Consider the following 22,587-nt stretch of genomic DNA (forward strand, 5'->3'; position numbering starts at 1 on the left):
GCTTCTTTTATAGCTCCTTTCCCAATTAAAATGACTCGAAATAAACAATTAGCTTTTCCATCCGTGGTAAAGCTAAAATGTAATTTAGAACCAGTAAGTACAAAAATCTCTTTTATTTAAGTTTAAACCATCTGTTAAAAATGACTTATATAAACTTAATAAATTTAGCGACTTTCAATACATCAACATCCTGTTTTTAGATAATGACATTACTAGATTCAGACAATCTAATATAGAAAAAATTCCATTTCATTAGAGCTCACCTTTCAGTCTCTTCCAAAATTTAATTAAAAAATAAAATAGTGAATTTTGTTCTATTCTTTGCGGTACAGTGGAAATAGCTTCAGTTGAAAATGGTAAAATCGAAACAATATTCTCATGTATTGTTTCATAATTTGGATAGGCTTCTTTTTTTATTATTTCTATAATTTTTTGTATTTCATCAATAGATAAATTCAAAAACCTCTTAATTTCTTGGGCTGTTTTTGACTCAATAGATAATAAAGCACAAACTCTAGTGACATTAACGATCTGCTCGGCATGAATGTTTTTAAAGTTTGGATAACAGACAAGCTTGTAAAGAATTTTTGTCTCTAAATGATCTTTAGACACTATATTATCGTTATTTATTATACGCTCTTGATGACTTGTTTTAAAATATTCATTCTTCTCAATATCTTGTAAAATATTGAGAAGTTCCTGATATCTTATTGGTCTCTTCAAACCATACTGATAGCCCTTTAAAAGCTCAGGATTATTACTTAATACGATCTTAATTTTTTTTGGAATAAGAATATTGGTATAACCACTATCTAAATCAATAATATGTATATCAGGCTTGTCTTCACTATATATCCAATTCCCCACAAGATGAGATGACAAAGATAAGTCATGAATAACTTTTATCATTGCCTCTAAATTTTTAGGCAATAGCCTATCCTTTGACATACAGCCAATTCTATATGTACACTGATTCATTGATATTTCCCCAATTTCAATGATGACTTTGAAAATTCTTTGTTAAAAGTAATAAAAATTTAAATATGTAATAAACTTATATAAAAGCAATTTGAGTAAATTAACTTTCAGTGATAAATATAGATATCGGGTGTAGTAAAAATTAACAAGATTTAATTGCCAAGTTCTACAGATGAATACACTCAAAAATAATTCGCAGAATATTATATTTATATAAATATTATAAGACAAGAAAATAATTTAAAATTTAATCAAACTCAATGGAATAAAAATTTAAAACCCCACATTTAATTTAAATATGGGGTTTTATTTACTTTAGTCAAAAATTATGACTATGGTTCGATTGGAGCAAATGGTGGAATAACATCTGAATTTTGTGCGCGATGGCGTAAGAAGTGATCCATCAAAACAATTGCTAACATTGCTTCAGCAATTGGGGTTGCTCGAACACCTACGCAAGGATCATGACGGCCTTTAGTCAACACATCTGTATCTTCACGATTTAAATTAATCGTTTTACCTAGTGTCGTAATGCTTGCTGTTGGTTTTAGTGCAATCGCTACTCGAATGGTCTGACCACTTGAGATACCGCCCAAAATACCGCCTGCATGATTCGCTAAAAAGCCATTACTGGTCATTTCATCACGTGTTTCATGACCAAACTGTCCAGCAACTGCAAAGCCATCACCAATTTCAACACCTTTAACCGCATTAATACTCATCATCGCATGAGCAATGTCAGCATCTAAACGGTCAAAAACAGGTTCGCCCCAACCCACAGGAACTTTTTCAGCTAAAATTTCTAGCTTTGCACCGCAGCTTGTTCCTTGTTCACGTAAAGAAGTCACTAAGGCTTCAAAACGTGAAACAGCGTCTACATCACCACAGAAAAATGGATTATTCGGAACTTCATTCCAATCCAGTTTTTCGGCAACTTCATTACCAATTTGTGTCACATGACCACGAATCAAAACGCCAAATTTTTCTGCTAAATATTTTTTAGCAATTGCACCTGCTGCAACACGCATAGCAGTTTCACGAGCACTTGAACGGCCCCCGCCACGATAGTCACGGAAACCGTATTTTTGCGTATATGTATAGTCGGCATGGCCAGGTCTAAAAGTTTGGGCAATATTGCCATAATCTTTCGATTTTTGGTCAGTATTACGAATCAATAAACCGATTGGTGTACCAGTGGTTTTACCCTCAAATACACCTGAAATAATTTCAACTTGATCAGGCTCTTTGCGTTGAGTCGCAAATTTTGATGTACCTGGCTTACGACGGTCTAGATCTTTTTGTAGATCTTCTTCGGTTAACGCAAGGCCCGGTGGCACACCATCAACAATTGCCATTAAGCCAACGCCATGAGACTCACCACAAGTAGTTACACGAAAGAGTTGTCCAATACTATTCCCTGCCATATGCCCAACTCCTTATATTTGCTCTTCAAATAGTTTTCTATAACGGCGACATTGTTCAGCAGTCAAAGCAAAAATACCTGAACCACCTTTTTGGAAAGTGAGCCAGTTGAAATCAATCGTATTAAAGTTCTGACGCATTGACCATTCAGAATTACCTACTTCAATGACAATGAGACCATCTTCAGTTAAGTAATCTGCTGCTTGTGCAAGCATTTTACGAACTAAGTCTAAACCATCTTGGCCCGCTGCCAATGCAAGTTCAGGTTCATGTAAAAATTCTTCTGGTAAGTCGGCCATATCTTCAGCATCAACGTACGGTGGATTACTTACAATCAAATCATACTGATTTTCAGCTGGAATCTTGGCGAATAGATCCGACTCAAGCAATGCAACTTGATATTGCTTATTGTGGTGCTCAGTATTAATTGAAGCAACTTCTAAAGCTTCTTTAGAGATGTCAGTTGCATCTATTTCAGCGTCTGGATAAGCATAAGCCAAAGCGACTGCAATACATCCAGAACCTGTACACATATCTAAAATACGGTGCGGAGTTTTAGGCTTTGCATTTTCTGGCAAATTATTGAGAGCTTCACGCATTTGACCATTTTCATCTAAACAATATGGTGCAAAACGTTGCTCAATTAATTCTGCAATTGGTGAACGTGGAATCAATACACGCTCATCTACATAGAATGGTTTATTAAAGAAATAAGCAAGGTTTAATAAATAAGATGTTGGAATACGATCATTGATACGGCGTTCCAATAAGCTTAAAAATTCTGCTTTCTCGCTTGGTAATAACTTCGCATCTAGAATTTCTGCGTCTGCTGACCATTCAAGAGATAAGGTTTGTAAAACTAATGCAGAACTTTCTGCAAAATAATCTTCAGTACCTTGTCCTAAATGTGCATCATGTTGACGTAATGCTGATACCCCAAAACGAATAAAATCTCGAATTGTTGATAAATTTTCAGCCGCTTCCTGTAAATTTTCAGGGCTAATCGTCGGTCGCTCCACTTAGGCGTCTCCAAAGGCAAATTTTGCAAAGTGACTATTCTACTGAGTGAGGTACAGCAAAGCAACGCTTTGCCTTGTGAACCGGAGTTTTACACGCCTATCTCGAACAATCACACGTTAAATTCAGAATACTTTGTTTTAATTGTAAAATGATGAACTTTAATTTAGATATTCAAAATAAAAAACGGCCCTTAAATGATGGACCGCTTCTAAAGTTTAATGGGTTTTAAAGCTTAAGCTTTTCAGCGACATAATCAGAATCTTTATCTCCACGCCCAGATAGATTCACTACAATCATGGTTTCTTTCGCTAATTGAGGAGCTTCACGAATTGCCCATGCAACAGCATGTGAACTTTCAAGCGCAGGAACAATACCTTCAACACGAGAAAGCGTCATAAAAGCATCTAAGCACTCTTGGTCAGTTGCAGTGATATATTCAACACGACCTAAATCTTTTAAAAAACTGTGTTGTGGGCCAACACCTGGGTAGTCAAGTCCTGAAGCAATAGAATGCACCGGTAAAGGCTCACCGTCCTCATTTTCAAGGACATAACAGGCCATACCATGAATTTGACTTGGCTTACCTAAAGTTAGTGTTGCTGAATGCATATTGGTGTCTAAACCATGTCCAGCCGGTTCAACTCCTACCAGCTTTACATCTGAATCATTTAAAAATGCAGTAAATGCGCCTATTGCATTTGAACCGCCACCGACACATGCCACAACATAATCCGGATTTTTTCCAAAACGATGATGTGTTTGTTCTTTAATTTCTATACCAATAATCGATTGAAAATCACGAACCATTTTAGGGAATGGATGTGGGCCCACGACAGAACCAATCGCATATATAAAGTTTTTTGGGTCTTTTAAATATTCTTCAAATGCACTATCTACAGCATCTTTTAATGTTGCTGTACCGCGTGTTACTGCGACCAAATGAGCACCCAAAATTTTCATTTTGACGACATTTGGATGTTCTTTTTCAATATCTACTTGCCCCATATGAATTTCACATGGAATCCCCACTAAGGCGCAAGCTGTTGCCAAAGCAACCCCATGCTGACCAGCACCAGTTTCAGCGATAACTTTCTTTTTACCCATATACTTGGCAAGTAAAGCTTCACCTAAACAATGATTGATTTTATGTGCACCCGTATGATTTAAGTCTTCACGCTTTAAATAAATTTGTGCACCGCCTAACTGTTCAGAAAGACGCTTCGCATGAAATAAAGGACTTGGACGGCCTACATAATTAGTAAAGAGATCTGCTAATTCATTTTTAAATTCAGGGGTATGGCGAATCTCTTCATAAGCAACATTAATCTCATCCATTGCCTCTTTTAAATGTGGAGGAATGAACTGTCCGCCATATTCACCAAAAAATCCTTGTTCATTCGGCAAAGCAATACCGTTAATTTGATGTTGCATGTCATCTCTCTTTTTTAAATTATTAAAGTTATCAAGTTTATCGAGAAAGGTAGCGAGTCATATCTTCAATGCCCTTTAGCGTCATTGGATACATATGATTTTCAAAAATTTCTTTAATCCAGCCAATGGTTTGAGTGTAATGCCAATACCCTTCAGTTTCAGGATTTAACCAAGCTGTTTTATCGAAATGTTGACGTAAGCGGCGTAACCAAACCTCACCAGTCTCATCATTCATATATTCAACCGAGCCACCCACCGATTTCAACTCATACGGTGCCATACTGGCATCACCCACTACAATTACACGATAGTCGCGTCCATAAGTGTGAAATAGATCCCATGTATTCATACGGGTAGCTGTGCGGCGATGGTTATCTTTCCAAACATAGTCATAGAGACAATTATGGAAATAAAAGTACTCAAGTGTCTTAAACTCAGTTTTAGCGGCACTAAAGAGTTTCTCGCATTGGGCAATATGAGCGTCCATAGAACCGCCTACATCGAACAACATAAGCACTTTTATTCGATTTCGACGCTCTGGTACCATTTGAACATCAAGAATACCTTGCTTGGCTGTTTCACGGATTGTACCGTCAACATCCAACTCTTCAGCTGCACCTTGACGTGCAAATTTACGCAAACGGCGCAAAGCAATTTGCATCTGACGAGTACCAAGAACTTGGTCGTCATCTAGATTTTGATATTTACGCTGTTCCCATACTTTAACAGCCGAACGTTTACGACCCGGCCCACCAATTCGAACACCTTCAGGATGATCACCAAAAGCCCCAAAAGGTGAAGTACCACCTGTACCCACCATGCGGTTGCCGCCTTGATGTTTCTTATGCTGTTCGCGTAACCGCTCTTCTAGCATTTTCATCAGTTCTTCTAAGGAACCTGCTTTTTGGAGTTCTGCTCTTTGTTCTGGAGTTAAATGCTTTTCTAGAAGTTCTAAATCAAACCAGTCTTTTGGTAATTTATGAACTTGCTTGAGTAACTCATCCAGATCAAAGGTTTCGATACCTTCAAAGTAGTCTTTTATGGCACGGTCAAACTTGTCAAAAAAGCGTTCATCTTTAACTAAAATAGTTTTAGCAAGTTGATAGAACTCTTCTTGATCGGCAAAAACTAAACCTTCACTTACAGCGCGGTTTAAGTCAATAAGCTCACGAGTTGTAACTGGAACACCGTATTTACGTAGGGTGTAAAATAACCGCACAAACATGGGTTATTCCCTCCTTTAACGTCGAGACATGAAAGCCAAACGTTCGAGGAGTTGTACATCCTGCTCGTTTTTGATGAGAGCACCATATAACGGTGGAATAGCTTTAGATGTATCTCGATTACGCAATACATCTTCAGGCATATCATCTGCCATGAGCAAGCTTAACCAATCAATTAACTCAGATGTTGATGGTGGTTTCTTCAAATTAGGAATTTCACGTAATTTAAAGAAAACCTGTAAAGCTTCGTTGACGAGTGTTGCAGAAATATTCGGGAAATGAACATCGATAATCTCTCGCATGGTCACTTCATCTGGAAACTCAATGTAATGAAAGAAACAACGACGCAAGAAAGCATCTGGTAACTCTTTTTCGTTATTCGAGGTAATAATTACAATTGGGCGTTGTGTTGCCGTAATGGTTTCACTCGTTTCATAAACATAGAAAGACATTTTATCGAGTTCATGCAACAAGTCATTTGGAAACTCAATATCGGCTTTGTCAATTTCATCAATTAACAAGACACAACGCTCTTCACTCGTGAAAGCTTCCCACAATTTACCGGGTTTAATATAGTTCTTAATATCGTAAACACGGTCATCACCTAACTGGCTGTCTCGTAAACGAGAAACAGCATCATATTCATACAACCCTTGCTGTGCTTTGGTTGTCGATTTGATATGCCAAGTAATGAGTTTTAAGCCCAAACTTTCTGCTACTTGTTCAGCAAGTAAAGTTTTACCCGTACCAGGTTCACCTTTAACCAGTAAAGGCTTTTGTAAAGCACGGGCTGCTTTTACAGCGAGCTTAAGACTGTCAGTCGCGATATATTGATCTGTACCGGTAAAATGTTGGGTATCAGCAGACATGTAAAGACCTTATTTTTCTATTTCAATGGTTAGATGGAACGCATGCTTTTGTTTGTTGAATATTTTGACCAACAATAGCCAATAACCAAACCTAGACCAACTACAAACAGAATTAAAGATAAATTTGACCAGATTAGAGGGCTATCTTTGGTTAAAACACCAAAAAGTAGTCCAAAAATAGCTGGTGCTACCGATGCATTCGGACCTTCAGACACGGTTGGTGTGACTAAAATAGCAAATACAATAAGCCAGCTAATCGCACCAAAAGTTGTAGGAAGACGGCGCATTAATCGCCACCAACACCACAAAGCAATAATAGCGCCTATTCCATAAGCTGTTAAAGCAATAGCATCTTCAGGAATAAAATCCAAAAAAGAGAATAATTGATTCATTATTCCAGTTTGATTTTCACGCACCACGTAAGCCCTCTGGTTCAACTGCATTTGGGTTAATTAACCCTTCTGGCGGCATCTGAAGAAAGAAACCTTTTGTTTGTAATGAGTCTAAAACATGTAAAACATTAGCACGCGCCAATTTACGTGTTGGAGCTAATTCTAAATGCATGACAAACGTTGCACGACCAAACGCTTGTAGAACAGCTTCAGGAACATTTTCAAACGGATCAGCTTGTTCCGCATCGTCAGGATAGTTTGGACGAGCAATATAAATGTACATTTCATCTTTTTTGCTCGATCTATAAATATCACAGTGCATTTCAAATCAACTCTTGAACTAAGGACAGCATACATGAAAAAAAACGACTCACCCACGCAGGTTTGTTTACGCATCAGTCGTTTTTTTAATTCTTGGGAAATATTAACCCACAACGTTGATTAAGGTCGATAATAACTTTGTTCTAGACTAAAGCCAGCTTACACACAAATAAAATAAGTTGCTGATTTTAAACATTAAATACAATTATCCATTTTAATAAAATAAAAACAATTTTAGAAAAAAATAAGAAATCGTTTGTTACTGAGTACTTTTTGTGATCTGTTTTTAATAATTTTACCCTTTAATACTATGAAATTTATCGTATTAAAATTAGCTATTACCTTTTTAAATTCACATTTAAGTAAAACTTCTAACCACTTAACAAACATTAGCAGACATTACTTAACTGGTTTAAATTCTCAATATGTTTCAATAATAAGTATCTTAATAATAGATGCGGAGGATGAACTTATGCCTCGTGGCGATAAAACAGCTTACACAGCAAAGCAAAAACGTCAGGCTAAACATATTGTTGAGAGTGAAGTAGACAGAGGTCATTCTCAAGAAGAAGCTGAACGAATCGCATGGTCTACCGTCAATAAACAAGATGGCGGCGGTAAGAAAAAGTCTCATTAATACAAACTTGAATACTTCTTTAGCCCAAGCTAAAGAAGTATTTTTACCAGTACAAATTAATGGTGTTTAGAAAACTCGAGAACTCTTTATATAGTTATCAGTTACTTGATTTAGGGCATTCAAAATAGCACTATCATCTTGACTTAATAGAGCTTCATTAAGGCATTCCATGTAGCCTATGAGCGTAGTCTTAGAAACGTTGGCAAATTCAGTTGTGACTGCTTCATCTTCATATAAAATCACGTAACTACGTGCAAAACCATAGATCAAATAGACAGCTGCTTTTTCTTTTGTATTTTGAGATTCTTTAAGAGACTGTTCACAAGCATTTTTTAAATCTTTAAATGCATCTGTACCAGTAGATTGATTTTTGAAAGATAAAAGTATTGTTTGGAAGTTCATATCCATATTCCACTTAAAAAGTAAAGCTACAGAAGATGGTAGAACGTGTCAAATAAAATCATGATTAACATAAGTTTAAATGTAAATAAATTTATATTCCCTTTTTTAACTCTATATAAAAGACCGCTCTTAAAAAGCGGTCTAATAAAAAATCGATATTTAAAAGCTTATTTCTATCGTTATGGTTGTACCAGAGTCCTCAATATTGGTTGAAACATTGAAGCCTCTCCCTCTAAGTTCCTCTTCTACGTGTGTGAGATGATCAGGACTTACAGCGTCAATAGGAAACAGGAAAGTTGCTTTTCGCTTCCCTGCTTTAGAATCAGTTTCAGTACCTGTTAAAATTTTTTCCAGCATGGCCTCTTGATTGATTTTAAAATTTTTAGCATTTTGACGCGCTTGTTCAGCACTAAAGTTATTAAGCATATTTATCTCTCTAATTATTAATTTATCTAATTTTATAGCATAAAAAGCTTATATAGTTTTGGTGTTGTGTAGTTAATTCCAATCAAAAATATAAGCTTATTGATTAAATAATCTTTCTATCCAGTCAATAAATTTTCTGGCATTTCTATTTTTAAAATCTTCTTTATTTGGGATGTAGTAGCACAGCTCAGATTGAACTGATTTAGTCTTAAGAGGTTGTATAAGATTCGCTTTAATAAATCTCTGGGCAAGTGTAGAAGAACAAAATACGAGTCCATTGGCCGCTAATGCCTCATGTATTCCAAAAATTTCCTGATCAAACTTCTTAATTGTTATTTGCGTTCGGTCCCATCCATTCACCTCAAGCCAAGTGTCTAGTGGTGGACTTGGTAATGCTTTATTTTTCCATTCTGTGGTAAATAGCGTTATTGGCTCAGTCGTATATTTGGAAAGATCAAGTTTAGATGTACCAAATACATTAAAAGACTCATATTTAAGAATATCGTTAGAAGGTATTAAAGATACATCGCCATATCGAATAGGTAATGTATATAAGTGACTTTCTAAAGCTTCCCCTGTAGAAAATTCAACTGAGATATCAGGATGTAATTGATAAAATTCATTTATTGAAGGAATTAACAACATTGCTGCCAATGAAGATGTTGTCGCCACTCTGAGTGTATTTCCATTTACTGTTATTTCATCTAGCGCATCTTCAATTTTACGAAATCCTTCAGAAATCGCTATTGCTAGCCTATCACCTGTCGTTGTAAGCGTTATTTTTCTTACCTGTCGATGAAATAAATCAACATTCAACCTGCTTTCAAGATTGGCAATATGATGTGAAATTGCAGTCGGTGTTAGCGAAAGCTCTTCAGCAGCCAATTTAAAACTGCCTAGTCGAGCAGCTGATTCAAATGCCCTAAGTGCTTGCAATGAGACTTGCATGCTTTCTCCTGAATCACAGTTATAGGTGATTTAAAATCATCTATAGCTGTAATTTTCTCGTTTGTCTACTTCTCATTTAAAACTCAGAATAAATTAACTCCTAACCCTTATGGAATTTATGATGAGCAAAATGTTACATATAGATGCCAGCGTACGAGCTGCAATTAACCCCAATCCAAATCATAATTCTATTTCAAAAAATATTGCCAGCCGATTGGTCAGTTTGTGGAAAAATAAAAGGCCTATGGATGAGTATATTTATCGGGATGTAGGAATGAATCCACCTCCATTTATTACTCAGGACTGGATTGATGCTGTATTCACACCTGAAAATAAAAGAACACAAACTCAATGTGATGTCTTATCAATATCCGATCAGTTAATAGCGGAGGTTTCGAGTTCAGATATAATTCTAATTTCTTCTCCTATGTACAATTACGGTATGCCTGCTCAACTAAAAGCATGGTTTGACCAAATTATTCGAATTAATAAAACATTTGATTTTGACCTTGCTCGAGGAGAATTCCCTTTACAACCTCTTTTATCTGGAAAAATTTTAATTATTATCACGTCTAGTGGAGAGTTTGGTTTTGAGAAAGATGGAATTCGTCACAACATGAATCATCTTGTACCTCACCTGCGTACACTCAGTAAATATTTAGGTGTAGAGAAAATTTATGAAATTGCCTCAGAATATCAAGAGTTTGGAGATGAACGACATATAAAGTCATTAGAAAATGCTTTTCAAAAAGCTGAAGAACTTGTAGCTGAACTTGCTGGTTCATTCACAAAAAGTCCGTAGAATATTAATACTTAGAGTGCTTAGAACTCTGGTATATATAACATAGAAGTAGGAAATTACCACTTAAACCTTTATGAATACTCTATTTTTGAACAATTTTTCGAAAATAGATAATTTTTTGATCTTTTATTTATACTTTTAAAGTTAACTCCAAATACTCATTCTTTAAAATCTCTAAGATCTTTTTCATTCTTATGTGCTTTCATATTTTATTTAAACTATCTTTTCTAATTAAAGACAGAATAATATTTGCCTTTAATAGCTAAATTAATAAATTTAATTCAATTTTATATCGCATCAATGAAATAAGCATCGGAATGCTTATTTCATTCTCATACGGTTATGAACTGCCTGACTTAAGGTGTGGCTATCCACATACTCAAGTTCACCACCTTGCGGTACACCTTGAGCAATACGCGTCATTTGTATAGGTAAGTGCTTAGTCGCCTCTACCAAATAATGAGCGGTCGCCTGCCCCTCTACAGTCGCATTAGTTGCCAAAATCACTTCTTCAATAGTGCCTTGACTTAAGCGCTGAATCAGATAAGGAACACCAATTTCTTCTGGGCCAATACCATCCAAAGGAGAAAGATGTCCCCCTAAAACATGGTATTTACCACGAAAACTACCACTTTGTTCAATCGCCATGACATCCGCTGGTGATTCAACTACACACAATAGTTGGTCTTCTCGCTCAGTTGAGGCACAAATATCACAAATTTCATTTTCAGTTAGAGAATGACAAACGCTGCACTCATGAATATAACTTGAAGCTTCATGTAAAGCATGAGCTAATGCGAACGCACCTTCTCGATTTTTCATCAAAAGATGTAATGCCATACGTTGAGCCGATTTCGGACCAACGCTAGGCAATATACGTAAAGCTTGAACGAGTTGTTCAAATCTATCACTAAACACAGAACTTCCTTAGAACATGCCCGCTAAGCCAGGTGGCAAGCCCATACCAGAATTCGCTTTTTGCATTTTTTCTTCTGAAATAACTTCTGCTTGACGCACAGCATCATTTACCGCTGCAGCAATCAAATCTTCAATCATATCTGGTTCATCTTGAAGTAATTCAGGGCTAATTTCGATACGTTTTACAAGATAGCGCCCATTCATTGTTACTTTAACCAAACCACCACCAGCTTCTGCTTGGACTTCAGTTTGGGCAAGCTCTTCTTTCGCCTTTTTTATATTTGTTTCCATATCTTTTTGCATGCGCTGCGCTTGCTGCATGAGCATATTGATATTCATAACTTTACTCCGTATCTCTATCAAATCTTTAAAGTATTATTGGTTATCTGGTAATACTTTATAAAAACTTAATCTCATTGAACCAACCCATGTGATTAAAATCCATACAGATTAGTGCATTGAACTCAAATTAATCTGTAATTCTGACACAATAGACTAATGTTTTCTATCAGTATCTCTAGCTCTATTTCACGTAGCTACATGAGTGGCATGATTAAACTTAGATCCACTTCATAAACGCCTAAAAATTGTACATTAAAGCCTTATGAAAATTTAGGTCACTATTGAGATGCCTGTAACCCTTTATCAATTGTTTTATATTCACTTAAAGGGACTTTCTTAAAGGAGGTATTTGCTTCTTGAATAGATTTATCTGCTTCTTGCACCGACTTCTCTGCATTGTTAATCAATAAGGTTGTCTCATTCACTGGGTTCTGATTCGGTTTGGTCAGCAATTTGTATCCAACTACCCCGATTACCCCCACTACAACGACAATAGCAATAGGCTTAAGCATTTTTAAAACTCGCATTTCTTTTAATTAAATTTAAAGTCTTTATACCTTGTGCTCTTAGCCCTTATTTAAACAAAAATGTAGGTTTTTTATTGCAATTCTGAAATTTGAGTAACATTTAAATATAAAAAACCATCTCGATTAAAGAGATGGTTTCATGAACAAAATAACCAAAGAGTGTTATTTCGATAGAATTAATTAGATTAAATCCAGACCACGTGAGATATCACGGATAATATCATTAATATCTTCTAAGCCTACCGATACACGTATTAGACCCTCTTGGATGCCTGCCGCAGCTTTAGCTTCAGCAGAAAGTTTGCCATGTGTAGTCGTTGCAGGATGTGTAATTGTTGACTTCACATCGCCCAAGTTACCAGTAATTGAAATAAACTTAGTATTATCAATAACCTTCCAAGCACCTTCGCGTTCGCCTTTAACTACGAAAGAAACGATCCCGCCAAAACCATTTTGCTGTTTGGCAGCAAGCTCATGACCTTCATGAGTTGGCAAACCAGCGTAGTAAACTTTTTCTACTTTTTCATGAGTAGATAACCATTCTGCAAGAATTTGAGCACTTTCACAGTGTGCTTTCATACGCAAACGTAAAGTCTCTAAGCCTTTTAAGAAAACCCATGCATTAAATGGACTCATTGATGGTCCAAGCGTACGGACAACACCAAAAACTTCTTCTAATAACTGATGATTACCGACAACAGCACCACCTAATGCGCGCCCTTGCCCATCTAAATATTTAGTCGCCGAGTAAATTACAAGGTCTGCCCCAAACTTTAATGGTTGCTGTAAAACAGGCGTACAGAAGCTGTTATCAACCGCAAGTAATGCACCATTCGCATGAGCAATATCTGCAAGCGCTTGAATATCTGCGATCTCTGCTAGAGGATTAGATGGCGACTCAACAAATAAAAGTTTAGTTTCTAGACGTACTGCGTTTTTCCAATCGTCTAAATCACATAAATCGACAAATGTAATATCTACACCAAACTTGGCAATATATTTTTCAAACAAGGCAACAACTGAACCAAAAACTGCTCTTGAGCAAATAACATGATCACCCGCTTTGAGATATGCCATAGTAACTGACAAAATCGCGCCCATTCCAGAGCTTGTCGCAACAGCACGTTCAGCACCATCTAAAGCTGCTAAACGTTTTTCGAACATCGATACAGTCGGATTAGTAAAACGAGAATAGATATTTCCTTGAACTTGACCAGAAAATTTTGCTGCAGCTTCTTCTGCATTTTCATATACAAAAGATGATGTCAAAAAAATCGGTTCGCCATGCTCACCTTCAAAACTACGAGTATGTCCGGTACGAATGGCTAAGGTATCAAGTTGGTATTCTAAATCATCAGACTGGTTCATTAAATGTTCGCCTTTACTGGTCATGTACTAAAAACTATCATCATTTTGAGTGTCTAATGTATTTAAGGTCAAGGTAAACCTTAAAATTATCGCTTAGACTTTATACAATCTTTAGTAAATAGTTGGTAAAGCAAGATGAAACGCTTAAAGTCCCTTGTCTCTGAACAAAGTCAAATGAAGCATCTTTCTGCCCGACTATTTCACCCAAAAACATTGGTTCTGTCACAAAGCACTCCCTATGAAGTCATTGGCGAGTTCAATCAAACCCGTATTCGCTATTACGCAGCAACACAGAAAAGATTTAAAGAGCCTTTAGTATTTGTTGCCCCACTCGCCATTAATATGGCGATATATGATTTATATCCTTATCGCTCTCTTATTAAATATTTCCAAAATGCTGGTTTCGATGTCTATTTGGTCGATTGGGGAAGTTTAAAGTTTAAAGATAGACATCTTAACTTTTTATCATTTATTGAAGATTTCATTCCTAAAGCGATAGAAATTGTCCGCACACATTCAGGAAGTGAACAAATCTCACTTCATGGATGGAGTATGGCTGGCATATTCGTCACTCTATATACTGCGCTTAACCAACCTAACTATATTAAAAACCTGATTGTTCTTGGTAGTCCAATAGATAGTTATGCATCTGGCTATATTGGCAAACTCTACCGAAACATGAATCATCTTATTGGTCGTAACAAAAAAATTCAGGACCGTATTTATTCTGGATTGCCAAAACGCCTGATTCATAGTCCCGGAATTTTAAATTCATTAGGCTTTAAAATTCTTGATCCTAAAGGCTGGTTTGATGGGCATGTTCAATTGCTAAAAAATCTTGATGACCTACAATTTGTACAAGAGCATGCAACCTTAAGTAGCTTTTTAAATAATATGATTGATTACCCAGGTGGGATTAATCAGGATATGTTGTTTAATGTCTGGCTACAAAATCCATTAAAACGTGGCTTTATTCAATTAGAAGATAACAAAATCGAATTAAAAAATATAGATTGCTCTCTCTTAGTTGGCGCGGGTCGTAGTGATCAGTTGGTGACTGCTGATGCTGCTTCTCCATTAAGTCAATTGACAAGCAGCCAAGATGTCACGTTTACTCTCATCCCCGGTGGTCATTTAGGCCTAATGTCGAGTCAGGCCAGTGCTCTGGAGTTTTGGCCACAACTGGCAAAATGGCTGACCGAACGTTCAACACAAATTTAAGGACAAGGTCATGAGTCAATCTGTTGCATTTATTGGTTTGGGTGCAATGGGCTACCGTATGGCAGCACATTTACCGAAACACTTCGATACTGTCTATGTATGGAATCGAAATTTCGAAAAAGCCAAACAACATGCAATAGCATATGGCACAAAGGCTGCCTCATTAGAGCAAGCGGTACAAGCAGATATTATCTTTTCATGTTTACCGACAAGCAGTGACGTAGAAGCACTTATTAATGATGTACAAATTAAATCTGGGGCAATCTGGATAGACTGTACAAGTGGAGTCCCTGACTCTGCCCGCACATTAGCAAGCTCATTAAAACAATTGAATGTTGATTTTCTTGATGCTCCAGTAAGCGGTCAAACCGTAGGAGCTGAAAATGCAACTTTAACTGTAATGGTTGGTGGTGATGTAGCAGCTTTCGAACGCGCATTACCAGCTCTACAAGCGGTAGGACAATTAATTAAACATGTCGGTGAGTCTGGCGCTGGATTTGCAGTAAAAGCAGTTAATAATATGCTACTCGCGGTCAACCTTTGGTCTGTTGCAGAAGGTTTTAGTGCTTTAAAAGCGCATGGGGTAAGCTTGAACGAAGCTTTAGAGTGTATTAACGCTTCAAGTGGTAAAAGTCTGGTAACAGAAACTATCTTCCCGCAGCGTGTATTGAGTCGTGAATTTCCAGTAACCTTTGGTTTACCGCTTCTGGCCAAAGATACAGGAATTGCTTTAGATTTAGTCCATCAAGCTAAGCTTCCTGCTCCACTTTTGTCATTAACACAAAGTTTAATTCAGGCTGCGAATTTAACTGCTGAAGACAATAGTGACTTCTCGGCGGCAGTTAAAATGTATGAAGCATGGACCAGGATTACATTAGAATAAATTTAATCTTTTAGATGGCAGCTTATTAAAGATGCTTAATTTTAATAAGCTACATAATGAATATCGAAAGAAAAGGATTGGTAAACATATAGCTCGGCAGCAAACTATATATGCCAATATAGAAGATTGAATTAGTATAATTCGAAATAACTTTAATAAAAAAAAACCCATTTCAATTTTAGAAATGGGTTACAAAAACAAAAAACTATCAAACGCAGCAATTAAGGATCACATAATAGAAGTTAAAACATGTAAAATCAATACATCTTTCAGTTGAATTGTAAACTAAGATCAATTTTGGCTTATTTATATTTTAGATATCAAAAGAAAAAGCCCATTTCCGTCTAAATTAAAATGGGCCCTGTGAATTCCACTTAATCCTAAAATACAAAAATGTGATAATTATCACGCTTTGTATTTTTATAATGTCATTGATATATTTCTTTTTCATTGACCCAATTTCAAACTCAAGCCGTCTATTTAGCAAATGAAAAAGCTATAAGATCTCATTTTTTCCTACAATTTTTTATATATTATCAACCGAACCAGAAGTATATTTTTCTCTCTTCAATAACAGTTAAAGTAGATTAAAAAGAGAATCAAATTCTGGAAATATATATATAATTTTTCTTAAGTTTATGTTTTTATTTGATTTTTATAAATAGTTGATATATAAAGTTTTTATTTATATTGTGAACAAATTATCAACCAAAATGACACTTGAGTAATTAATAGTCATTGAAATATTGGTAATAAACCTTATATTGAGTACAGGTTCATACCTTTAACTGAGGAAACGCTCATGAATAAATTTATGGTTGCAGTCTTTACTGGCATGGTGAGCATTGCTGGTTTAAGCGTTCAAGCTGCAACGCCTGAGCAAGAATGTCAGAAATTGCAAGACGATTATAATTTGATTTATGCATCAAAAGGCTTTTGTTTTAAAGATCCTGATGCAAAAGAAAAATATGGTAATGAAAACTGTCATACGACAAAACCAAAGTTTTCTGACAAAGAGCAACAACGTCTTGATGCTATTAAAGAGCGTCAGAAAGAATTGAAATGTAAATAATTTTTAAAGGAATAATACATGGCATACGATGATCAAAATATCTTCGCAAAAATTTTACGTGATGAACTTCCAGCGATAAAAATCTATGAAGATGATCAAGTTCTAGCTTTTATGGATATTATGCCTCAAGCCGATGGTCATACATTAGTTATTCCAAAAACACCTGCTGTAACGCTCCTTGATTTACCTCCAGAAGCAGCCGCATATACCATACAAATTGTTCAAAAAATTGCGAAAGCAATGGAAAAAGCCCTCAATTTAGAAGGTATTGTCTTGATGCAACTTTCTGGAGCAGCGGCAGGACAAACTGTTCCGCATGTTCATTTTCACCTTATTCCTACAAATGTGCATCAACTTGGACGCCATGCTGTAGAGTTAGGTGACCAAGAAAAAATTAAAGGATTAGCTGAGAAAATTAAAGCAGCTCTTTGATTTTTAATTCATTAAAGCGGAGTTTTGACTCCGCTTTTTTTCGTCTAAAAACTATAAAAAATTAAAATAATTAATTTATTTCTAAATTTTAACCGTCATAAAACTGTCATTTATTTTTCACGCCCCTGTCACAAAGTTTGCCGATACTGCTTAGCAAGTTGGTGAGCTTTTGTAACTTTTTGTACATAAGTCAACTACAAAATAAATAGTTAACTAGGCATACGCCATTTTTAAAAACTTTTTGGAGAAATCTCAATGAAGAAATTGCTACTCGCTGCCGCAGTTGCAACTTTGAGCATAAACGCGGTGCAAGCAGCGCCAACTTTGTATGGCAAACTGAATGTTTCTATTAACCAAGTTGACAATAAAAATTTCGATGGAAAAAGTGACGTTACTGAAGTTAACTCAAACTCGTCTCGCATTGGGGTAAAAGGCGAAGAGAAATTAACTGACAAGCTATCTGCTGTTTATTTAGCTGAATGGGCAATTTCTACTGATGGTTCAGGTTCTGATACTGATCTTAGCGCTCGTAACCGTTTTATCGGTTTAAAAACTGAAGGCGTTGGTACATTAAAAGTAGGTAAGTACGATTCTTACTTCAAAACTGCTGCTGGTGGTAACCAAGACATCTTTAATGACGATACACGTTTAGATATTACCAACATCATGTACGGCGAAAACCGTTTAGATAACGTGATTGGTTTTGAATTAGACCCTAAATTATTAGCGGGTTTAACTTTCAATATCATGGCTCAAACTGGTGAAAGCACCTCAGATAGCAAACAAGGTGAAACTGGTAAAGATAGCAAAAATGACAGCTTTGACTCTGTGTCAACTGCGCTTGGTTATGAAAACAAAGACCTTGGCTTAGCAGTGGCTGCCGCTGGTGACTTCGGTATTAAAGGTAAATATGCTGCTTACGGTCTGAAAGATGTTTATACAGATGCTTACCGTGTAACGGGTTCTTACGACATCGCAAAATCAGGCTTTGTTGTAGGTGCTTTATGGCAACATGCTGAGCCTACTGATGACTTGACTGCATATGGTCAAACATATAAATCAGATGGTGCAGTTGACAAAGCTGGTAAAGCATACCGCGGTTTAGAAGAGGAAGCTTATGCTGTTACAGCGGCTTATAAAATTCCAAATACTAAACTTAAAGTGAAAGCTGAATACGCTTCTGCTGAAACACAAGTAAGTGGTCAAACAGATCGTAAAATTGACTTGTACGGTTTAGGTCTTGATTACCAAATCAACAAACAAGCTCGCTTCTACGGCATCGTTGCTCAACAAAAACGCGACTGGCTAAATGATGACGACAAGCAAACTGTTGTTGGTACAGGTATCGAATATAATTTCTAATCAGTCATATCTGATTTAATTATAAAAATAAAAGGGCTTATGCCCTTTTATTCTTTATTGTGTAGTGTGAAAAATAAAAAAGCCGATACCAATTTTATCGGCTTTCATAACAATCTTTTTCTTATTTCAAGAAACCACTCACAAGATTCATCACATTTTGAATGTCCTGATTTGCTTCTTGATGGTCTGTACTGTCACCCTGAGGCGTTAATGAGTCAATGACTTGAGGTAAGACTGAAGCAATTGCACCGTAAACTTGTTCTTTTGGAGCTTGAGCTTGCTCTGCAACTTGTTCAATATCAGCGGGATTAAATAGACTTTGTAATTGTTGCGTTGGAACGGCGCTATTCGCTTGGTTTGGATCAACCCAGCTTTGAACTTGACTACCTAGACCTGCTCCTTTTAACTTTTCTAAAGCTGCTTGCAAACCACCTTGTTGCTGAACCCAACCTAAAATTAAAGGCACAACCGCAATTAATAAACTTTGTACACCACCACCTGCTTGAGGTGCATTATTATTGCCAGTCACTTGACCTAATACAGAACCTAATACTCCACCAAGGCCCCCTTGAGCGCCAGAAGAAGTATTACCACCCATTTGTCCAAGTACTAAACCTAAAATTCCGCCCAAACCGCCTTGACCTGATGCTTGCTGGTTCCCACCTAATGCTTGTTTAGCCAAAACTTCAACAATGCTGCTTAAATTTGTCATATGTAACTCTTATGTATGGTTTCTACATGAGCATACGCGGATTCTTGTTCAGACAGCAAAAGCCAAATTGTTAAATTTTGAAAGAGATTTAATGCTCTTTTACCAACGGAATTTATTCCAGTTTTCTGGGTTTGCCCAAAACTTTGAATTAAACCAATCTGGAACATGTTTATAGGTCAATATATTAAATTGCCATAGGGCAAAATCACTATCATGTGAAGTTTTATCAATGAGTTGAGTGAAACCTAGGGAGCGTAACAACTGTTCATCACTTCTTCTGCTCACCACAACAATTCGTTTTGCTAATAAATCTCGTAGCTTTACTAATAATTGTGATTTTTGCATATCACTAATGTTATGCATTTCATCAGTATCAAATAATACAAAACCCAAATCATAACGCTGAGTAAAAGGCAGACTTAAAAGCTCAGTTACGCTAAAATAGTGCCATTGAATTGCGTGATTCTGGTCAATTTTTTGGCCAATACAAAGTGCAGTATGAATGGGCTGTTCTTTTGATAAATCGTCTAGCATAGAAGCGATGACATTTTGTTCAGCCATGACTGCAACCCTTAATTGAAAGATGTGAGTTTAAACTTTATGGAACTACAAGGCATTTGCCATAAAATGCATGCAGGCCTAAAAGATGCTAGTGTAACTGATCAACAGACAACCAAGGCAAATGTTGAATACAAATTTGTATTAGACCGTTCAGAAATTGATCTTCCTTTTAATTTAGGACAAGAACTAGAGATCGAATGGACAGGTAATATTTACTGCACTTCTTGTGGCACTAAAACACCAAAATCTTATTCTCAAGGTCACTGCTTTAAATGTTTTAAAACGAAAGCGGAATGTGACCTCTGCATTATGAAACCAGAAACATGCCATTACCACTTAGGTACATGTCGTGAAGATGACTTTGCCCACAATGTTTGTTTTCAACCCCATATTGTTTATTTAGCAAATTCTAGCGCTTTGAAAGTTGGCATTACCCGTGTTAGTCATATGCCAGGTCGTTGGTTAGATCAAGGTGCAACTCAGGCCTTACCAATTATGAAAGTTGGATCACGTCGTTTATCTGGTCAGCTTGAAACAATGTTTGGTTCTTTAGTTGCTGACAAAACTGATTGGCGTAAACTCCTTAAAGGAGAAGCTGAACCTCTAAAACTAACTGAGCAACGTGATCAGTTAATCGAAGAATTTGCGCCCAAAATTCAAACGATTCGTGAGGAATTTAGCCAAAATCTTGAATTTAACGAAACCGTTGAATTATTAGAAGATGAGCTACCACGTGAGTTTGTTTACCCTGTTGAGCAGTACCCTGAAAAGATTAAGTCGTTAAATTTGGATAAAACTCCAAAAATTCGCGGCGTATTACAAGGTATTAAAGGTCAATATTTAATCTTTGATATTGGTGTTATTAATGTTCGTAAATATACGGGTTACGAGCTCATTGTGCGTGCTTAAACTAAAATAGAAATAGGCATTCAGAAGAATGCCTATTTTTTTAATTACTTTTCTAAAATTTTTAAAATTGCCTGTACTGGATCTTCTGTATTTCCAGAAATAAGCTGTTTATGCATGGTTAAATGTTGCATCACTTGAATTTGTGCCTTTTCAACATTCATCAATTTTTCTATTTCAGCTGCTAAATTTTCTGGCGTTGCATCTGCCTGAATCAACTCTTCAATCACTTTTTTACCAGCAATAATATTTGGTAAAGAATAATAAGGAATTTTCACCAAAAACTTAGCAATTAAATAGGTCAACCAATGCAACTTATAAAAAGTGACCATAGGTCTATGCATTAACATTGCTTCTAATGTCGCTGTTCCAGAAGCTAAAGCAATGATGTCACTTGCATTCATGACCATACGGCCAACTTTTGATTCAGTATCTGTATTTTCTAAAATATGAATTGCAGCTTTTAAATGAGGTGCTAATTGTTCAACACCCTGCTCAATCTGCTGTTTACGTGCGTCGTTGATTGCGGGAATCAAAAATTGAATATCTGGATATTTGGTATACAAAATATTGGCAGCGCCCAGCAACATAGGTAAAAGTCTCTCTACTTCCCCTTTACGGCTACCTGGCAACAAAGCAATATGTTTTTGATTCTCATCAAGACCTAATTGCCCTTTTGCAATTTGAATTGGATTTTCAAGTGGTAATTGTTTCGCTAATGGATGGCCCACAAAAGCTGCCGGAACTTCATATTGCTCATAGAAGACTTTTTCAAAAGGAAATAAACAAAGAACTAGATCTATACTCTGTTTAATGCCATGAACACGCCCCTGACGCCATGCCCAAACCGAAGGACTCACATATTGAACTGTTTTTATTGGAAGATTCTTTTCTTTAATACTTTTTGAAAGTCTGAGGTTAAAATCTGGCGCATCAATACCAATAAAAATATCAACGGGATGCTCAGTCCATTGGTTAATTAAACCATCACGTACAGCGAATAGTTTTTTTAAGTCTTTTAGTACTTCAACAATCCCCATTACCGACAAAGTTTCCATTGGGTAATAGCTGTTAAAACCTTCAGCAATCATTTGAGGTCCACCAATTCCCTCAAATTCAGCATCGATTCCCTGCTCACGAAAACTACGCATGAGCTTAACACCAAGCGTATCTCCTGAAACTTCCCCAACTACAATGCCTATTTTAAGTTTTCGGTTTGCCAAGGCGATTTACCCAAGAATTTGAAATAACGCATTCTAGCATAGAGGCTTATCAATCTTGAACTTGATCGATGCATCCTCACTAAAAGCGACCACGGCGTACACTATCTAAAATTACATTCATTCACCATCTTTTAATCTAAATTAACAATGCAATTTGAATTGTAGCTTACATACACAAACAATAAAATA

The 22,587-nt window shown here is 36.3% G+C and carries 26 protein-coding genes; 8 read left to right on the forward strand and 18 right to left on the reverse strand.

Going from position 1 to position 22,587, the window contains the following annotated elements:
* Nucleotides 1–252: 252 nt before the first annotated feature.
* The 8 genes from F936_RS10720 to F936_RS10755 all read right to left on the reverse strand — a co-directional run bounded on the left by F936_RS10720 (nt 253) and on the right by F936_RS10755 (nt 7,657).
* Complete coding sequence (locus F936_RS10720) at nt 253–978, reverse strand: hypothetical protein (RefSeq protein WP_005047357.1); 726 nt, start codon at nt 976–978, stop codon at nt 253–255.
* 332 nt (nt 979–1,310) lie between these two features.
* Entirely contained in the window at nt 1,311–2,402 is a 1,092-nt protein-coding gene (aroC, locus tag F936_RS10725) for a chorismate synthase (protein WP_005047359.1), read from the reverse strand.
* Nucleotides 2,403–2,414: 12 nt separating this feature from the next.
* Entirely contained in the window at nt 2,415–3,419 is a 1,005-nt protein-coding gene (gene prmB, locus F936_RS10730; RefSeq protein WP_003651622.1) for a 50S ribosomal protein L3 N(5)-glutamine methyltransferase, read from the reverse strand.
* A 226-nt stretch (nt 3,420–3,645) separates the two neighbouring features.
* On the reverse strand, nt 3,646–4,851 hold the full coding sequence (gene trpB, locus F936_RS10735; protein ID WP_005047361.1) for a tryptophan synthase subunit beta: 1,206 nt from the start codon (nt 4,849–4,851) through the stop codon (nt 3,646–3,648).
* Nucleotides 4,852–4,888: 37 nt separating this feature from the next.
* Nucleotides 4,889–6,076, reverse strand: coding sequence for a vWA domain-containing protein (locus tag F936_RS10740; RefSeq protein WP_005047362.1), 1,188 nt, complete (start codon nt 6,074–6,076; stop codon nt 4,889–4,891).
* 15 nt (nt 6,077–6,091) lie between these two features.
* Nucleotides 6,092–6,943 carry an AAA family ATPase gene (locus F936_RS10745; protein WP_004642719.1) on the reverse strand — a complete coding sequence of 284 codons (852 nt, stop codon included), beginning with the start codon at nt 6,941–6,943 and terminating at the stop codon, nt 6,092–6,094.
* A 29-nt stretch (nt 6,944–6,972) separates the two neighbouring features.
* Nucleotides 6,973–7,359: a hypothetical protein gene (locus F936_RS10750; RefSeq protein WP_003651617.1), complete on the reverse strand. Its 387-nt coding sequence runs from the start codon at nt 7,357–7,359 to the stop codon at nt 6,973–6,975.
* Nucleotides 7,352–7,657 carry a YcgL domain-containing protein gene (locus F936_RS10755; protein ID WP_005047363.1) on the reverse strand — a complete coding sequence of 102 codons (306 nt, stop codon included), beginning with the start codon at nt 7,655–7,657 and terminating at the stop codon, nt 7,352–7,354. The genes F936_RS10750 and F936_RS10755 overlap by 8 nt, the downstream gene beginning before the upstream one ends.
* A gap of 471 nt (nt 7,658–8,128) precedes the next feature.
* Between F936_RS10755 and F936_RS10760 the strand changes: the two genes are divergently transcribed.
* Complete coding sequence (locus F936_RS10760; RefSeq protein WP_002113596.1) at nt 8,129–8,293, forward strand: hypothetical protein; 165 nt, start codon at nt 8,129–8,131, stop codon at nt 8,291–8,293.
* Between the two features lie 66 nt (nt 8,294–8,359).
* Here the strand turns inward: F936_RS10760 and F936_RS10765 are convergent, their stop codons facing one another.
* From F936_RS10765 to F936_RS10775, 3 genes are all read right to left on the reverse strand, one after another.
* On the reverse strand, nt 8,360–8,695 hold the full coding sequence (locus F936_RS10765) for a hypothetical protein (protein WP_005047367.1): 336 nt from the start codon (nt 8,693–8,695) through the stop codon (nt 8,360–8,362).
* A 159-nt stretch (nt 8,696–8,854) separates the two neighbouring features.
* The gene (locus F936_RS10770) at nt 8,855–9,121 is read right to left on the reverse strand and encodes a hypothetical protein (protein WP_003651614.1); all 267 of its coding nucleotides are present in this window, start codon (nt 9,119–9,121) and stop codon (nt 8,855–8,857) included.
* A 96-nt stretch (nt 9,122–9,217) separates the two neighbouring features.
* Nucleotides 9,218–10,069, reverse strand: coding sequence for a LysR family transcriptional regulator (locus F936_RS10775; protein ID WP_005047369.1), 852 nt, complete (start codon nt 10,067–10,069; stop codon nt 9,218–9,220).
* Nucleotides 10,070–10,187: 118 nt separating this feature from the next.
* Here F936_RS10775 and F936_RS10780 point away from each other — a divergent pair, with 118 nt between their 5' ends.
* Nucleotides 10,188–10,871 carry an FMN-dependent NADH-azoreductase gene (locus F936_RS10780; protein ID WP_080595307.1) on the forward strand — a complete coding sequence of 228 codons (684 nt, stop codon included), beginning with the start codon at nt 10,188–10,190 and terminating at the stop codon, nt 10,869–10,871.
* 321 nt (nt 10,872–11,192) lie between these two features.
* Here F936_RS10780 and recR read toward each other — a convergent pair whose 3' ends face one another.
* The 4 genes from recR to F936_RS10800 all read right to left on the reverse strand — a co-directional run bounded on the left by recR (nt 11,193) and on the right by F936_RS10800 (nt 14,026).
* The gene (recR, locus tag F936_RS10785; protein WP_005047371.1) at nt 11,193–11,789 is read right to left on the reverse strand and encodes a recombination mediator RecR; all 597 of its coding nucleotides are present in this window, start codon (nt 11,787–11,789) and stop codon (nt 11,193–11,195) included.
* Nucleotides 11,790–11,798: 9 nt separating this feature from the next.
* Complete coding sequence (locus F936_RS10790; protein ID WP_003651604.1) at nt 11,799–12,128, reverse strand: YbaB/EbfC family nucleoid-associated protein; 330 nt, start codon at nt 12,126–12,128, stop codon at nt 11,799–11,801.
* 281 nt (nt 12,129–12,409) lie between these two features.
* Nucleotides 12,410–12,643 carry a hypothetical protein gene (locus F936_RS10795; protein ID WP_005040939.1) on the reverse strand — a complete coding sequence of 78 codons (234 nt, stop codon included), beginning with the start codon at nt 12,641–12,643 and terminating at the stop codon, nt 12,410–12,412.
* 195 nt (nt 12,644–12,838) lie between these two features.
* The gene (locus F936_RS10800; protein WP_005047373.1) at nt 12,839–14,026 is read right to left on the reverse strand and encodes an O-succinylhomoserine sulfhydrylase; all 1,188 of its coding nucleotides are present in this window, start codon (nt 14,024–14,026) and stop codon (nt 12,839–12,841) included.
* Between the two features lie 135 nt (nt 14,027–14,161).
* Here F936_RS10800 and F936_RS10805 point away from each other — a divergent pair, with 135 nt between their 5' ends.
* From F936_RS10805 to F936_RS10825, 5 genes are all read left to right on the forward strand, one after another.
* Nucleotides 14,162–15,247, forward strand: a complete 1,086-nt coding sequence (locus F936_RS10805) for an alpha/beta fold hydrolase (RefSeq protein ID WP_005047375.1) — start codon at nt 14,162–14,164, stop codon at nt 15,245–15,247.
* A 10-nt stretch (nt 15,248–15,257) separates the two neighbouring features.
* Nucleotides 15,258–16,130 carry an NAD(P)-dependent oxidoreductase gene (locus F936_RS10810; RefSeq protein WP_005047377.1) on the forward strand — a complete coding sequence of 291 codons (873 nt, stop codon included), beginning with the start codon at nt 15,258–15,260 and terminating at the stop codon, nt 16,128–16,130.
* An 802-nt stretch (nt 16,131–16,932) separates the two neighbouring features.
* Nucleotides 16,933–17,202 carry a YARHG domain-containing protein gene (locus tag F936_RS10815; protein ID WP_004792570.1) on the forward strand — a complete coding sequence of 90 codons (270 nt, stop codon included), beginning with the start codon at nt 16,933–16,935 and terminating at the stop codon, nt 17,200–17,202.
* An 18-nt stretch (nt 17,203–17,220) separates the two neighbouring features.
* Nucleotides 17,221–17,634, forward strand: a complete 414-nt coding sequence (locus tag F936_RS10820; protein WP_004642705.1) for an HIT family protein — start codon at nt 17,221–17,223, stop codon at nt 17,632–17,634.
* A gap of 255 nt (nt 17,635–17,889) precedes the next feature.
* Nucleotides 17,890–18,996, forward strand: coding sequence for a porin (locus tag F936_RS10825; protein ID WP_005047379.1), 1,107 nt, complete (start codon nt 17,890–17,892; stop codon nt 18,994–18,996).
* A gap of 121 nt (nt 18,997–19,117) precedes the next feature.
* Here the strand turns inward: F936_RS10825 and F936_RS10830 are convergent, their stop codons facing one another.
* Both F936_RS10830 and F936_RS10835 read right to left on the reverse strand, forming a co-directional pair.
* Nucleotides 19,118–19,708 (reverse strand): YidB family protein, encoded by a 591-nt coding sequence (locus F936_RS10830; protein ID WP_005047381.1) that lies wholly within the window; start codon nt 19,706–19,708, stop codon nt 19,118–19,120.
* A 99-nt stretch (nt 19,709–19,807) separates the two neighbouring features.
* A complete protein-coding gene (locus F936_RS10835) occupies nt 19,808–20,269 on the reverse strand; it encodes a DUF6231 family protein (RefSeq protein ID WP_005047382.1) in 462 nt (153 codons plus the stop codon).
* A 39-nt stretch (nt 20,270–20,308) separates the two neighbouring features.
* On the opposite strand from F936_RS10835, the gene F936_RS10840 reads away from it, so the two are divergent.
* Nucleotides 20,309–21,178: a DUF2797 domain-containing protein gene (locus F936_RS10840; RefSeq protein WP_004642701.1), complete on the forward strand. Its 870-nt coding sequence runs from the start codon at nt 20,309–20,311 to the stop codon at nt 21,176–21,178.
* Nucleotides 21,179–21,222: 44 nt separating this feature from the next.
* Here F936_RS10840 and lpxB read toward each other — a convergent pair whose 3' ends face one another.
* Nucleotides 21,223–22,398: a lipid-A-disaccharide synthase gene (lpxB, locus tag F936_RS10845; protein ID WP_005047383.1), complete on the reverse strand. Its 1,176-nt coding sequence runs from the start codon at nt 22,396–22,398 to the stop codon at nt 21,223–21,225.
* Nucleotides 22,399–22,587: the final 189 nt, after the last annotated feature.

This window comes from Acinetobacter calcoaceticus DSM 30006 = CIP 81.8, from assembly GCF_000368965.1.
GTDB classification, from domain to species: Bacteria; Pseudomonadota; Gammaproteobacteria; order Pseudomonadales; family Moraxellaceae; genus Acinetobacter; species Acinetobacter calcoaceticus.

Coding starts and splice junctions, on each gene's coding strand:
- F936_RS10720 (WP_005047357.1), bottom strand. CDS start 978: ATGAATCAGTGTACATATAGAATTGGCTGTATGTCAAAGGATAGGCTA.
- aroC (WP_005047359.1), bottom strand. CDS start 2,402: ATGGCAGGGAATAGTATTGGACAACTCTTTCGTGTAACTACTTGTGGT.
- trpB (WP_005047361.1), bottom strand. CDS start 4,851: ATGCAACATCAAATTAACGGTATTGCTTTGCCGAATGAACAAGGATTT.
- F936_RS10740 (WP_005047362.1), bottom strand. CDS start 6,076: ATGTTTGTGCGGTTATTTTACACCCTACGTAAATACGGTGTTCCAGTT.
- F936_RS10745 (WP_004642719.1), bottom strand. CDS start 6,943: ATGTCTGCTGATACCCAACATTTTACCGGTACAGATCAATATATCGCG.
- F936_RS10755 (WP_005047363.1), bottom strand. CDS start 7,657: ATGCACTGTGATATTTATAGATCGAGCAAAAAAGATGAAATGTACATT.
- F936_RS10760 (WP_002113596.1), top strand. CDS start 8,129: ATGCCTCGTGGCGATAAAACAGCTTACACAGCAAAGCAAAAACGTCAG.
- F936_RS10765 (WP_005047367.1), bottom strand. CDS start 8,695: ATGAACTTCCAAACAATACTTTTATCTTTCAAAAATCAATCTACTGGT.
- F936_RS10770 (WP_003651614.1), bottom strand. CDS start 9,121: ATGCTTAATAACTTTAGTGCTGAACAAGCGCGTCAAAATGCTAAAAAT.
- F936_RS10775 (WP_005047369.1), bottom strand. CDS start 10,069: ATGCAAGTCTCATTGCAAGCACTTAGGGCATTTGAATCAGCTGCTCGA.
- F936_RS10780 (WP_080595307.1), top strand. CDS start 10,188: ATGATGAGCAAAATGTTACATATAGATGCCAGCGTACGAGCTGCAATT.
- F936_RS10790 (WP_003651604.1), bottom strand. CDS start 12,128: ATGAATATCAATATGCTCATGCAGCAAGCGCAGCGCATGCAAAAAGAT.
- F936_RS10795 (WP_005040939.1), bottom strand. CDS start 12,643: ATGCTTAAGCCTATTGCTATTGTCGTTGTAGTGGGGGTAATCGGGGTA.
- F936_RS10800 (WP_005047373.1), bottom strand. CDS start 14,026: ATGAACCAGTCTGATGATTTAGAATACCAACTTGATACCTTAGCCATT.
- F936_RS10805 (WP_005047375.1), top strand. CDS start 14,162: ATGAAACGCTTAAAGTCCCTTGTCTCTGAACAAAGTCAAATGAAGCAT.
- F936_RS10810 (WP_005047377.1), top strand. CDS start 15,258: ATGAGTCAATCTGTTGCATTTATTGGTTTGGGTGCAATGGGCTACCGT.
- F936_RS10815 (WP_004792570.1), top strand. CDS start 16,933: ATGAATAAATTTATGGTTGCAGTCTTTACTGGCATGGTGAGCATTGCT.
- F936_RS10820 (WP_004642705.1), top strand. CDS start 17,221: ATGGCATACGATGATCAAAATATCTTCGCAAAAATTTTACGTGATGAA.
- F936_RS10825 (WP_005047379.1), top strand. CDS start 17,890: ATGAAGAAATTGCTACTCGCTGCCGCAGTTGCAACTTTGAGCATAAAC.
- F936_RS10830 (WP_005047381.1), bottom strand. CDS start 19,708: ATGACAAATTTAAGCAGCATTGTTGAAGTTTTGGCTAAACAAGCATTA.
- F936_RS10835 (WP_005047382.1), bottom strand. CDS start 20,269: ATGGCTGAACAAAATGTCATCGCTTCTATGCTAGACGATTTATCAAAA.
- F936_RS10840 (WP_004642701.1), top strand. CDS start 20,309: ATGGAACTACAAGGCATTTGCCATAAAATGCATGCAGGCCTAAAAGAT.